The sequence below is a fragment of the Butyricicoccus sp. Marseille-Q5471 genome, assembly GCF_951230135.1.
Taxonomy (GTDB): domain Bacteria; phylum Bacillota; class Clostridia; order Oscillospirales; family Butyricicoccaceae; genus Agathobaculum.
This window is the reverse complement of record NZ_CATNVC010000007.1, coordinates 86,398-98,815: the sequence shown is the minus strand read 5'-3', so window position 1 is coordinate 98,815 and position 12,418 is coordinate 86,398. Positions and strand designations below refer to the sequence as shown.

Below are 12,418 nucleotides of genomic sequence, written 5' to 3'. Positions count from 1 at the left end.
CGATCAGCATGGGTCTGTCCCAAATTCTGTGTATCCACCGCGAAGTGGTGCAAAATAGAGCCAAAATAATTTAGGGCGGGAGCGGCATTAGCTGCTGCCGCCTTGTCTACAAAATAACAACTGTTTGAGGGCATGTCAAGGGCGGAGGCGTCAGCCTTCGTTCATCTTGACCCTTGACATGCCGGTAATCTGCCGGTCAGTCCGGCATGCGATCAGCAAAGAATACGGCCAGTTGGGCGTGGATCATGCTCCAGTCCTGCCTCCGGCTAGTCCAGATTTTGGGGTATTTCTTGTCCCAACGCTCGGAGAAAGCATCCAGAGCATCTAGGGCAGCAGCCTCATCCACTGCGGCGTAGACCGCCTTCAAATCAGCCATGAGCGCTTTTATGTCCTTGTAGGATACATATTTGCTGGAATTCCTTAGCTGATGGATGATGCAGTTCTGGATCTCCGTCTTGGGGAACACTGCTTCAATCGCTGCGGAAAATCCGGTCAAATTATCCGTACAGGCAATGAAAATGTCCTCGACGCCCCGGTTTCTCAAGCCGTTGAGTACCGTCGCCCAGAATTTGGCGCTCTCATTTTCGCCAACCCACATACCCAGAACGTCCTTCTTGCCGTCCAGATTGATGCCAATGGCAATATAGACAGCCTTCTTTACGATCTGTCCCTCGCTGCGCACATGGTAGTGGATCGCATCTAGAAAGACTACCGCGTAAATAGCCTCCAGAGGCCGCTGCTGCCATTCTTTTGCAACGGGAAGGATCTTGTCCGTAATGCGGCTTACAGTCGTATCAGAGACCTCCACACCGTAGATATCCTGAATATGGGCTTCGATGTCGCTGGTTGTCATGCCCTTCGCATACATAGACAGGATCTTTTCCTCAATATCCTGACTGATGCTGGTCTGGTTTTTCTTCAGCAGCTTGGGTTCAAATTCGCCCTTTCGATCACGGGGCACCGACACCTCGACCTCTCCGAAGCTGGTCCGCAGGGACTTGCTGCTGTGACCATTGCGGCTATTGTCCGTGTCTTTGTTTTTGTAGTCATACTTGCTGTAGCCCAGCTCATCATCCAACTCTGACTCCAAACCGTTTTCCATAAACTCGGCAATGGTCTCCTTGAATAAACTCTGGATATCCTCCATGCTGCCAATGTTCGCCATCTGCAACAACTCCCGGATTTTCTCCCGACGTGCATTTTCTTCTGGTGCGCGTTTCTTTCTGGCCATAATTAAACCTCCAATGCGGTGCTTCTATTCTACACCACATCGGAGGTTTACACAAAGTTTGGGATAGCCTCAGAAGGGGGGCTCCGCCGATAATGTGGCCTGCGAAGGTCTCTTTGGAAGGCTCAAAAACGAAATGTTCTATGGTCGCTCTTGGGCAGGGGTCTCCGATTTCAGCCGGGAGATTGACCGCTATATCCATTGGTATAATCATAAGCGTATCAAGCTATCTCTGGGCGGGCTGAGCCCGATTGAGTATAGACATCATCTTGGCTTCGCTGCATAATCCGTCCAAGATTTTGTCCGCAGACCTTAGGCTTCTAGAAAACAATTACAGGTTGTCTCAGAAAAATGCTTTTCTGGATAATTTGGTCTATTTCCATAGTTCCTGATTGAAGAACTCCTTGATCACTGCACGCGGTATTCTCCACTCCCGGCCAACCTTTACGGCCGGGAGTTCGCCATTCATAATCATTTTTCGAACCTGCTGGCAGGTTGTACGCAGGAAATCCGCGGTTTCCTTGACGGTCAGAATCTCGTTCATGCCCATGGGTCACGCTTTCTGTTCTCAGAGGTCGAATGCTCTGCGGTTCGCTGCTCTTTGTAAATAAAGTTGTGCAGCTTGCGAACCAGCACCTTCCGAAAGCCCCAGTTACCGTACTGATCTTCCTGCGGCTGAATGTTGTATTTCGCCGCATATTGTTTAAGCATCTTCTTGTCCATTTCGAACAGGTGGCAGACCTCAGCGACTGTGTAAAAGTCCTTCATGTTGTTGTAGTCAATAAATTTCACAAAAAAGCACTCCTTTTATAATAGAATTGGTCACGGATTTGCAGTGAATGGATATTAAAATCTCTGCGCACTGCATTTCACGCTAACCTATTGTAATGTTAGTAAATTCACGTCAAAAAAGAGTACTTTTATCAACGTAGATACCGCTTTTATGGTGTTATTGCATGGTTCCGCGGCAGATGTTCCGATTCGATGCATATGGTATTTGAACGATGCAAAATCAGCCAGATATAGTATGCCTCCGAATTGCTTTCAGAGCTTATGAGAGAGCCTTTGAAGCATTGGAGGAAATCATACAGAGCACCATCCAAAAAGCCAATACAGCGCGTCTCAGAAGGTCTCGTATTTTAACTTTCTTGTGTAATTTAGGAAATTAGCACATGCCCAGCAAATCAAGCGGTATATCTCTGCTTACTTCATCTCACGTCAGCCCTCGGTATTGGTATTCAGAACACGTCCCGAAGTGTACCGACTTTGATTCATTCAACCCTTAAACCGACCGTATTATGGCATACAGATTACAGATTTCGCTCATCTTACTGGCGTTCGGCAAAGTGAGTGGGCATAGATGCAGTTTACGGCATAGCTCCAGCAGATGATTTGTTTGGCTGTTGCTCAGATTAAATTTGTCTTGTGTCTTGCACAGAGCGGCATCCAACGACTGGCTGTCACTGGCCTTGCGGAGCAGATACTCCAATCGTTCGCGGGTCTTTTTCTTGGAAATCTTCTTTTGAATCAGCTGAACTGCCTCCTGATAGCGAAGATGCGAACCATCTGCACGGCGAAACAGACGCTTTAAGTACCAGCGAATCACCTGACAAGCCTGTTTTGCTCCGGCTTTCAGATAATGATAATTGTCGGTCTGCTTGCCGACACGCTTCTTGAGTGCTTCGCGTTTCAGTTCTGCTTCCAGACGCAAAATGTTATTTCCGCTCAGACAATCTGGAAACCGCTCGATCATTTGCAATTGAGCGGTTTTGTTATATGCAAAGAAGGCTGCGGACTTGCATTGCTGACGGCATGAATGACGATTCGCTGTTTTCGTATTTTTCGCTTTTCTGTCCTTTTCGCGGAAGTAAACTCGCTTATAATGGGGTAACAGGAAGATTTTCTGCAAGATTCGAATATATTCGTCCAAGATTACAGATTCCTCGAAATATAAATCACAGGTAATATCCTCGCGGCAGATTTTCATTTCGTCAATGGACTTTGGGATGCTGTATTCCTTCAGCAGCTTGTCCGTCTTTTTCACCAATTTCCGATAGGATTCTTTGGTGGGTTGGTACAGTGCCGCTGGGTTATCATGTCCCAGTACGCGGCAAGGCTCTAACCGTACCTTGATCAAGTACAGCTTCTGGAAATGTGACAAATATAGTTTCACACCTTTATCCGCAAAGGCATCGATCTGATAACGCTCCTGTCCAGACCAATAATCCGCCTCGTTTAAGTGCAGAAAATCGCTCAATTTGCTCTTGATCTTGTAGTATTGCTTGGCAGTCAGTGTCATACAAACTGAATAGGTATGGATTCCGGTTTCTATTTTCAACGGTTTCATTTTGTGTCCCTCCGCTTCTTCTGACAGGTGGTGCAATGATTGCAAGTGTCTGCACGATGCTGGCCGAAATGTTCCAACAGGAGTTGCGCCATGCAGTGTTCAGTATCGTCGCAGAACTCCTTCATCAAATCCAGCTGTTTTAAAGCTCTTTTTTCAGCTTTTTGCGATAAAATACCGGATAAAATCACTTGATTCGTGTAATAATCCTCATCACTGTACAACAGAATGCAATATGCCTTCTGTCCGTCACGGCCTGCTCGGCCTGTCTGCTGCATATAATCGGTTAGTGACAGCGGCATATTGAAATGGATGACCAGATCAATCGAACCAAGATCAACACCCATGCCGAAAGCAGTTGTTGCAACCATGATAGACTTTTCACCGGTTAAGAATTGCAGTTCATGCTCAGCGCGTTTCTTCGGTGATAGATCCGCATGACATTTGACTGCTTCCCCGGGATATTTCTCCTGCAAAAATTCGCAAACTGCATCCACAGCCCGTCGGGTATTGCAATAAATCACGGATGAATGACGATGATATTTGCGCAAGTATTTCATCAGGAGTTGCTGTTTTTTCTGACGATCATCAGCATACTTTTTCAGATAGGTCAGGTTCTTGCGATAGAGATTGTTCTCGAAAATCGCTGGATGTTTCATATGTAAGGCAGTGCAAATGTTCTCTGCATCTTTCGGAGAAGCCGTCGCGGTAAATGCTGCAATCACAGGATGATACTCCAGAGAATCCACAAAGTCACCGATATGAAGATACGCATCCCGGAATGTATAGCCCCAATCCATCACGCAATGGGATTCATCAACGACCACCATAAATAAGCAGATTTCCTGCAAAGCACATAAAAAAGACTCCGAAACCAATCGCTCCGGAGTGAGATAAAGGATATTCACCTTTCCGTCTTGGAACTGATCAAGGATACTCTGACGTTCTTTCTTGGTCTGCGTGGAATCCAGATATTCTGCTGTAATGCCGAGTGATTTGAGTTTCTGAACCTGATCGTGCATCAGCGAGATTGTTGGTTCAATGACAAGCGTTGGTTTGTCCGGATGAAGAACAGCCGGAATCTGATAGATTGCGGATTTACCCGAACCCGTTGGTGAAATGACAAAGGTATCCTTACCATCCAGAATAGAGTTAATGGGAGCTTGTTGATGTTTCCGAAGCTTTTCAATCTGGAGCTTTTGAAGAGCTGTTTTGATAATTCTTTTAACGTCCATAGGACAAATTCCTCCTGAAAATTCATTATTTCTATGTTGGTGAAATGTCAAAAGATAATGCTGTTTGGTGAACTTTTCGAATCGTTTCACTCAATTGAATTCACAAATGCAGATTTCTCTGTAAAGTGCTTCTATAAGAAGTTCAGGTCGGAATTTGAGGGATTTGTGCCTTGGAAAGTGTAAAAAAGTGATACGTATTAGGAGAATATCCCGCAATTCATTTTGATAATTTTATAAAATCCACATGCAATGTTGAAAACTGAGGAACTCATTGCACTTGCAAAAACCGTGCAGGCTCAGCAGGCTGAATCTCAGACAACCGAAGTAAAAGCCGCTCATGACGGCTGCCCAACCAAGCTGCGGGATACGCTCTCCAGCTTTTCCAACCAGAACAGCGGCGGTATCCTGCTGTTTGGACTGGATGAAAGAAAGGATAGAGATAAAGTTGAAAATTAACAAATGATTCATGACATGCAACCTTGAAATTGGGCTCATGATTGGATACAATAAAAGAAAGGGAGGCGATTCTGTGTATTTTTCTCCATACATTCTGGATCAGAATAATTGTAAAATAAAAGTAACTATTCAGCCGGTTTGTAGCGAGGACCTAAAAACACAGGAAGTAATTCCGCCATGGAAGACCGATTGGACGGAAGATTATTTGAATAATCAGGATTTCCTTCTCTATTCCATGAAAACAGAAACTGGCGAACTGGTTGCACTAGGTGCATATCAACTGCTGGAAAATTCGATTATTGTTCGGATTGTTTATATGGAAAGTCAACCAGAAAGTAATCCTACGATTACGGTAGAAAAGCACAGAAGAAAATATACTGGTATTGGGCGAGCACTGATTGCCTTTGGCATTAAGCTGTCTGTGGATTATGATTTTGATGGTGATATTACCTTTGAAGCCAAGACGACAACGCTTGCCGAGCATTATGAAAAAGACTTTGGTGCAATCCGACTGCCTAGTTTTGATAAAAATAGTGCACCACGGTTTTTGTTGTCTGGAAAAGCGGCACAGGTGATATTTTCAACATATTTGAGAGGGGAGTGAATGAATTCATGAAACCGAGCGCAAAAGATTATGTTTTATCCTGCAATGGAGAACAAGAGGATTTTTACGTGATTTTCTTTCAGGCATGCCGAAAATTCAAGATATCGTGGGCAGATGCCACGCCTACGGAACGAGCTTTCATTGAAGAATTCACTCGTGTCACATTTGAGCATAAAAAAGCGGTCAGAGAAGGCCGGGCGAGAGACTCTGTCTGTGGATTCTTCGAACATTCTGCATGACGCTGCGCCAAAGCCGCGTGTGAAACAGTGGTTTGAACGATTTTCGAGGTGGAGATTCTACCCCAAAAGATACCCCGGAGCGATTTAAAAACCGTGCAATAAGACGCACAAAACAGACCGTAAAAAGAATAATTTGAAGGGAAATGCGCAGAAAACAAAAGCTTTTCAGAATATAAAAAGCATACTGCGTCTTCAAATCCCTCCTTCTCCGCCAATCAAAACCTCGCAGTCGGAAGACTGCGGGGCTTTTGCTTTGTAAAAGTAAATTAACGTGCGTAATTTGTTTTATACAAAGATCCTGTTGCTGATTACGGCAACAGGACCTTTCTTTTGCATTGCAGCGGTTATCAAGGCACATGAAAGCAAGACCTGATATATGAGGATAATCTGATAAACTGTATTCTCTCTCTGGTTTCGCAATAAATCGGCAGGTGAAGCTCCTTGGCAAGCGCGTCGGTAATCGTTAGGAGACCGATGGATGAAGAACTCATGCAATATGGAACATTGGATAAGATGATTGAACTTGCACCATCATCATATATCCAACGGCAAAGTATGCGAAGCACATCTTGGGAAAGTTGGCTGAAGTAATCTCGATGAATAATGCGGAATATAATTGGAAATTCTGAAACATTCACTTGGCGGAATTCCTGTAAAATACGTGTATATTCCGAGGCGTAGGAAAATAAATCGCTGACAGCAGAATCTGTCGATAAATCGACAGACCCATTTTTAAAAATAATGAATGGCAAATTGGCTATATTATCGGTCAAAGCCATCCCCGCGAAATTTGCCTGACTCACCGCGTGATACATTTCAGCAGTACTCTTCTGCAGATGGGCGACTAGCGCTTCACAAGCGCGTGTATGGCTGAAGCATGTTGGTCAGTGATGATTGTTTTAAAATCAGTATATCAAGCTTGAAGCGAACGATAAGGGAGGGAGTGTGTTTTTGAGAAATGTAGAGTAGCTGTTGTAAAACTTCGTTTAGTGGTTGCGCAGAGATTGGTGTATAAACAAATTAGCGCTAGTCTCCAAGAATTGGGTCGTAAGGTGATATGCCGTTTGATGGAACGACCTTCACACCCCGAGTAATGTGTCCAATTAGTTTCGCTCAAATTGTTTTTATATCTCAATGACACCAAGAAACGCGCCGTTTTGTGCTGCGAAAGCAGCATAAACGGCGCGTTCTTTAGATTGGTTTTGTCGCAGCCCCTTATCCGTGGCTGGAGATAAAGTGAAATCGTACGTCGATCGGGTTACAGGCTAAATGAGATTTCGGAATTCTTCGCTTCGAAATAAAAACTTTTCTGGGCCGTATTGCTCCCAGTTTGAAAAATAGCTAGAATACTGCGCGTGCACACTTTCAAGATCAACAGCGAAGCCCTCCAGATGTCGGCTGGCAATGGCGTGGCTTTGTGCCACATCACGGTTCTTGATGGCTTCAAGCATTTCCAGGTGCTCTTGCTCTGTGGTCTTGTTGCGTAGCTTACACATGAGCTTGAGCATGCGCACACGGCACTGATCGGCAGCGATGGTCTGCATAGCGTTATAGATACTATCCATATGGCACAGCTGATAAAACAATTGGTGAAATTGGGTATCAAGTGCCAAGGATTTAATGAAGTCACCCTGGCTCGAATAAAAGTCCTGCTCATTTAGGTTCGCCTTGAGCATATACAATTCTTTTGGCGTAATGCCACTTTCACACAGACGATAAAGCACTGTTTGGTCCATCAAATTGCGAAGGCAGACCGATTCATACACCCGTTTCATATCAATCATCGACACATAGGTACCACTTTGCGGAATTATTTTTAGCATCGCCTCTTCCGACAGACGGGTAAACGCATTTTGCACAGGCGTGCGGCTGATGTTCATTTCCTGGCTGATTTCCGCCACGCTGATGCGCTCTCCGGGCTCTAGGCTGAGATGCAAAATATTGCTGCGCAGCGTACGCAAAGCGTATTCAGTTGCGCCTTCACCAGGCAGTTTCTCCATATGCTTCAGTTTCATAGCCCACCTCAAGACACGGTTTTACTATAATGAATTCTAACATTTTAGATGCGTGATTGCAAGAGGGAAATAGAAAACTAATCCAATTGCAGGTTTATAAGGGTTAAAACAGATAAGAGGCAGGTTCTTTCGACTTACAGATGCCTTTATTGCAAACAACTAAAAACGATTGGATAACCTTGGTGCTATTGTATATTGCAACAAGAATGCTAACATGTTAAGATTTGAAAGTAATAAGTCGTGTACAAATTGAGTTTGCACGAAGGGGATTTGAAAGGAGTTTTATTATGGCTTGCTGGAAAAAATCTGCATTACTCGCGTTGGTGGCATCTGTTGCAATTTCTTGCACCGCGTGCGGTTCGTCCGCACCGACGAGCAGCGCATCGGGGGCTGCTGCTGGGGAAAAGGCGTTTGCCTTAAAGGTGGGAGATAACTGGTCGGAAAGTCATCCTATGGCTAAGGTAATGGACACTGTTTTCAAAAAAGAGGTGGAGGAGAAGTCTGGTGGTACAATTACCATTGACACCTACCACAATGGCACGCTTGGCACAGAAGGTGAATTGTGGGATGGCGTTCGAAATGGCTCGATTGAAGTTGCCATTGTGGGCACACCCATGAATCAGGAATATACCACTATGCTCATTTCGGACTGGCCGTTCCTCTATCGTGATCTCGATCACGCGCAAAAGGTTTGGACGGGCGAAATCGCGGATGAAGTGAGCGAAGGGTTCCATACTGCCTTCCCGGAAACCTATATCCTCGGTTGGGGTCCGAACTCCGCGCGTACCTTCACCAGCAACAAAAAGCTCACGTGCGTCGCTGATTTTGCAGGTCAGAAATTCCGTATGCCGGGCAACCCCATTCATGTCGGCATCGCAGAAAATCTGGGTGCATCGGCGCAGGTTATTCCGCTGAATGAATTGTTTTCGGCGCTTGAAACCGGCATCGTGGACGGCCAGGACAATGGCATGGTAACAGTGCGCAGCCAGGGCTTTGAGGCGGTGCAGAAATATCTGTACGAAACAAACCACATCATTGCAACGCTCGAAATCGTGATTAATGCGGATATCCTTGATCAAATGAGCGAGAACCAGCAGCAGATCGTGCGTGACGCAGCCAAGGCGGCGGCGGAGCAGGCTTGGGTCGACTATGCCGCAAGCGTTGACGACGATCGTGAATATCTGAAAAACGCCGGCGTGACCGTCACCGAATGCACCGAAGCTGATCGTGAGCAAATGATCAAGATGATTCAGCCGACACTGGACAAGCTCTATGCCGAAAATGATTGGGCGAAGGAGTTGACGGACAAAATTCAGGCCGTTTCGTAAGCTACAAATTTAGTTCGAGGGAGGTTTGACCGTGCCGGTTCAGAAAAAGAAACGCAGTGTGATTGAGTTGGTCTTTCATGCGGTGGAAGTCCTAATTGCATTTTTTCTAGCACTGATGGTATTATTTACGTTTTTAAATGTTATTCTGCGCTACGTATTCAATTCAGGCTTTGCCTGGAGTGAGGAAATTAGCCGCCTGTGCTTCATCTATCTGGTGTACCTGGGGGCCATTGTTGCCGCGCGCGATAACGCGCATCTAATGGTAGATGCACTGATTGCCCGCGTGCCCGCAAAAGCACAAAAAGTAATCTACGTGGCCATTCAGGCCATCACGATTTGGCTCTTGTCAATGCTTGTACAGGGCAGTTGGCAATGGGCAATTATGAAAAAGGGCGACGTTTGGCCGATTACGCGGTTTCCTGTCTTTTTCATCAACGTTGCCGGGGCAGTGCTTGGCGTTGCCTACATTGCGATATGCATCATCAACTTGGTGCGTCTGATTGTGGGCAAGGAGGATCCAATGGTACTCCTGCAGCCACGTCACGACGAGGAAGAGGATGAATTAGAGCAGGCTACCCCGCAAAAGGAGGACGCAGAGTGATGGATCCGATTGTATTGCTCATTTTATTTTTAACATTTCTAATTGTCGGCATTGCGATTGGCCTTCCGATTGGTATGGCGCTGATTTTCTGCGGCGTATGCACTGCGCTCTGCCTGGGCGGCTCCAATGCCAATTCACAAATCATCGCACAAAAGCTTATGGCAGGAACAGACTCGGTGACCATGATGGCGCTTCCGTTCTTTGTGCTAGCTGGAGAGTTGATGAACCGAGGTGGATTAACCAAGCGAATCATTGGATTTTGTAACATCTTTGTCGGCCGCGTGAAGGGTGGCTTGGGATATGTGACGATTTTTGCATGCCTCATGTTCGCCTCGCTGGTCGGGTCGGCGGTTGCCAGCACAGCTGCGCTTGGGGCAATGCTGATTCCCATGATGGTCAAAAGTGGCTACGACCGCGCCAAAAGCGCAGGCTTAGTTGCCTCGGCAAATCTCGTAGCGCCAATCATGCCGCCGTCTGTTCCGATGATTGTTTACGGTATTTCGGCCGGCGTTTCGATTAAGGCGCTGTTCCTTGGCGGCATCGTGCCCGCTATTTATCTGACCGCGATTATGTGCATCGTGTGGTTTCTGGTTTCTCGAAAGGATGGCATTAAGGTGACCACCCCGATGCCGTCAATGCGTGAAATTCTGCGTATTTTTGCATCAGGTCTCTGGGCGCTATTGCTGCCGATTATTATTCTGGTTGGCTTGCGCGGCGGTGTCTTCACCGCAACCGAGGCGGGCGTTGTTGCAGTGGTCTATGCGCTGATTATCGGCATTTTTGTGTATCGTGAGCTCAAGCTCAAAATGCTGTTCCGTGCCTTTATTGCGGCGGCAAAAATGTCGGCAGTGGTAATGTTTCTTGCGGCCACAGCTAATGTTGCGGCCTATCTTATGACCGTTTCGCGCATTCCGCAGGTGCTCACGCAGTCGCTCGGTGGTTTAACAGCACATCCCACGCTGCTAATGCTGGTGTTGATGATTGTGATTATACTCATGGGCACCTGTATCGATGTAGTGCCGACTATTCTAATCATGACGCCCATCATGCTACCATTGGTCAAGGCGGCGGGCATCGACCTCGTTTATTTTGGCATTGTCTTTACCTTGGCAAACGTTCTTGGCTTAACCTCTCCCCCTGTGGGACCCGTGCTTAACGTTGCCTGCGCAACGGGCAATGTCAAAATGGAGCACATTATAAAGCCCGTCATTCCCTATTACATTTTTCAGACGGCGCTTGTTTTCGTACTTATCTTTTTCCCACAGTTGATTACCGTGCCCCTGCAGTGGCTTAACGGTTAACAGACAACACAAACCGATGAGCGGAGGAATAAAAATTGAAAGTTGGTCTAGTAGAAAAGCCCGGCTCGTTACGGGTGATGGAGCGAGAAGCCCCGAAGATTCAAAAACCCGATGATGTGCTTATCGCGGTCAAACGCGTGGGCATTTGCGGTTCGGATATGCATATTTTCCACGGCAAAAACCCCTTTGCCACCTACCCGCGTGTGTGGGGGCATGAATTTGTGGGCGAGGTTATCGAAGCCGGCGCCGAAGCCGGCGTCGCCGTGGGCGACCATGTTGTGGCGGAGCCAATCTCCTATTGCGGCACCTGCTATGCCTGCAAGCAGGGACGCGGCAACGTATGCACGCAGCTCAAGGTGTTGGGGGTGCATGTGGATGGCGGCTGTCAGCAATTTGTTGTTTTGCCGTCCAAACAGGTGCATAAAATCGCGGCGGATATCCCGTGGGATACCGCGTGCCTGATCGAGCCATTCACAATCGGCGCACAGAGCTGTCTGCGCGGTGCCGTGCGGCCCGGTGACGTTGTGCTCATTTACGGCGCGGGCACAATCGGTCTGACCATTTTGCAGAACGCAAAGCTTGCGGGCGCAATCACGATCATCACCGATCTAGTTGATGACAAGCTCGCCTTTGCGGCATCTATTGGCGCGGACTACACCATTAATGCCAAAAACGAAAACACGTATGATCGCGTGATGGAGATTACCAATGGCATGGGCGCCAATGTGACGATTGACGCGGTGTGCACCAAGCAAAGCTTTGAGGATGCAGTAAAGGTCACCAGTGCTGCCGGGCGTGTGGTAGAAATGAGCTTTAACGAAACACCTAGCAACATTGCCGCATTTGAGCTAACGAAAAAAGAGCTGGATGTGCGGGGCTCGCGCCTGCAAACAAATCGCTTCCCCACAGTAATTGATGCTTTTAATCAGCATCAGCTCAAGCTTGACGGATTTATCACCGCAATCTATCCCATTAGCCGCATGGAAGAGGCCTTTGCCTATGTGGATGCCAATGGCGCGACGGTGCGCAAGGTGCTAATTGATATGGAAACTGAGTGACACCTAAAA

At 46.9% G+C, this 12,418-nt stretch carries 14 protein-coding genes and 1 pseudogene; 8 read left to right on the top strand and 7 right to left on the bottom strand.

Annotation, left to right across the window (positions count from 1 at the left end; all coding sequences use genetic code 11):
• Positions 1-196: 196 nt before the first annotated feature.
• The gene (locus QOX26_RS09440) at positions 197-1,231 is read right to left on the bottom strand and encodes an IS256 family transposase (protein WP_283674723.1); all 1,035 of its coding nucleotides are present in this window, start codon (positions 1,229-1,231) and stop codon (positions 197-199) included.
• A gap of 70 nt (positions 1,232-1,301) precedes the next feature.
• Here QOX26_RS09440 and QOX26_RS09435 point away from each other — a divergent pair.
• Positions 1,302-1,514 (top strand): annotated as a pseudogene (locus tag QOX26_RS09435) (IS3 family transposase); the annotation flags it as partial.
• A gap of 87 nt (positions 1,515-1,601) precedes the next feature.
• Here QOX26_RS09435 and QOX26_RS09430 read toward each other — a convergent pair.
• The 4 genes from QOX26_RS09430 to QOX26_RS09415 all read right to left on the bottom strand — a co-directional run bounded on the left by QOX26_RS09430 (position 1,602) and on the right by QOX26_RS09415 (position 4,807).
• Positions 1,602-1,772, bottom strand: coding sequence for a helix-turn-helix domain-containing protein (locus tag QOX26_RS09430; protein ID WP_283674722.1), 171 nt, complete (start codon positions 1,770-1,772; stop codon positions 1,602-1,604).
• The gene (locus QOX26_RS09425) at positions 1,769-2,020 is read right to left on the bottom strand and encodes a hypothetical protein (protein WP_283674721.1); all 252 of its coding nucleotides are present in this window, start codon (positions 2,018-2,020) and stop codon (positions 1,769-1,771) included. The genes QOX26_RS09430 and QOX26_RS09425 overlap by 4 nt, the downstream gene beginning before the upstream one ends.
• Positions 2,021-2,510: 490 nt before the next feature.
• The gene (locus QOX26_RS09420; RefSeq protein WP_283674720.1) at positions 2,511-3,575 is read right to left on the bottom strand and encodes a hypothetical protein; all 1,065 of its coding nucleotides are present in this window, start codon (positions 3,573-3,575) and stop codon (positions 2,511-2,513) included.
• A complete protein-coding gene (locus QOX26_RS09415) occupies positions 3,572-4,807 on the bottom strand; it encodes a RecQ family ATP-dependent DNA helicase (protein ID WP_283674719.1) in 1,236 nt (411 codons plus the stop codon). Before QOX26_RS09415 ends, QOX26_RS09420 begins: the two co-directional genes overlap by 4 nt.
• A 249-nt stretch (positions 4,808-5,056) precedes the next feature.
• Between QOX26_RS09415 and QOX26_RS09410 the strand changes: the two genes are divergently transcribed.
• Genes QOX26_RS09410 through QOX26_RS09400 form a run of 3 tightly spaced genes read left to right on the top strand, consistent with a single transcriptional unit; the run spans position 5,057 to position 6,106 of the window.
• Positions 5,057-5,263 (top strand): RNA-binding domain-containing protein, encoded by a 207-nt coding sequence (locus QOX26_RS09410; RefSeq protein ID WP_283674718.1) that lies wholly within the window; start codon positions 5,057-5,059, stop codon positions 5,261-5,263.
• Positions 5,264-5,300: 37 nt separating this feature from the next.
• The gene (locus tag QOX26_RS09405; protein ID WP_283674717.1) at positions 5,301-5,867 is read left to right on the top strand and encodes a hypothetical protein; all 567 of its coding nucleotides are present in this window, start codon (positions 5,301-5,303) and stop codon (positions 5,865-5,867) included.
• Between the two features lie 8 nt (positions 5,868-5,875).
• Positions 5,876-6,106, top strand: coding sequence for a hypothetical protein (locus tag QOX26_RS09400; protein WP_283674716.1), 231 nt, complete (start codon positions 5,876-5,878; stop codon positions 6,104-6,106).
• Between the two features lie 347 nt (positions 6,107-6,453).
• Here the strand turns inward: QOX26_RS09400 and QOX26_RS09395 are convergent, their stop codons facing one another.
• Both QOX26_RS09395 and QOX26_RS09390 read right to left on the bottom strand, forming a co-directional pair.
• Complete coding sequence (locus QOX26_RS09395; RefSeq protein WP_283674715.1) at positions 6,454-6,885, bottom strand: hypothetical protein; 432 nt, start codon at positions 6,883-6,885, stop codon at positions 6,454-6,456.
• A gap of 486 nt (positions 6,886-7,371) precedes the next feature.
• Entirely contained in the window at positions 7,372-8,121 is a 750-nt protein-coding gene (locus tag QOX26_RS09390; RefSeq protein WP_283674714.1) for a GntR family transcriptional regulator, read from the bottom strand.
• Positions 8,122-8,408: 287 nt separating this feature from the next.
• On the opposite strand from QOX26_RS09390, the gene QOX26_RS09385 reads away from it, so the two are divergent.
• From QOX26_RS09385 to QOX26_RS09370, 4 genes are read left to right on the top strand one after another with little or no spacing between them, the layout of a single operon-like run.
• Entirely contained in the window at positions 8,409-9,449 is a 1,041-nt protein-coding gene (locus QOX26_RS09385) for a TRAP transporter substrate-binding protein (protein ID WP_283674713.1), read from the top strand.
• A 31-nt stretch (positions 9,450-9,480) separates the two neighbouring features.
• Positions 9,481-10,050, top strand: a complete 570-nt coding sequence (locus tag QOX26_RS09380; protein WP_283674712.1) for a TRAP transporter small permease — start codon at positions 9,481-9,483, stop codon at positions 10,048-10,050.
• Complete coding sequence (locus QOX26_RS09375; protein ID WP_283674758.1) at positions 10,050-11,351, top strand: TRAP transporter large permease; 1,302 nt, start codon at positions 10,050-10,052, stop codon at positions 11,349-11,351. The genes QOX26_RS09380 and QOX26_RS09375 overlap by 1 nt, the downstream gene beginning before the upstream one ends.
• A 35-nt stretch (positions 11,352-11,386) precedes the next feature.
• Complete coding sequence (locus QOX26_RS09370; protein WP_283674711.1) at positions 11,387-12,409, top strand: zinc-binding alcohol dehydrogenase family protein; 1,023 nt, start codon at positions 11,387-11,389, stop codon at positions 12,407-12,409.
• Positions 12,410-12,418: the final 9 nt, after the last annotated feature.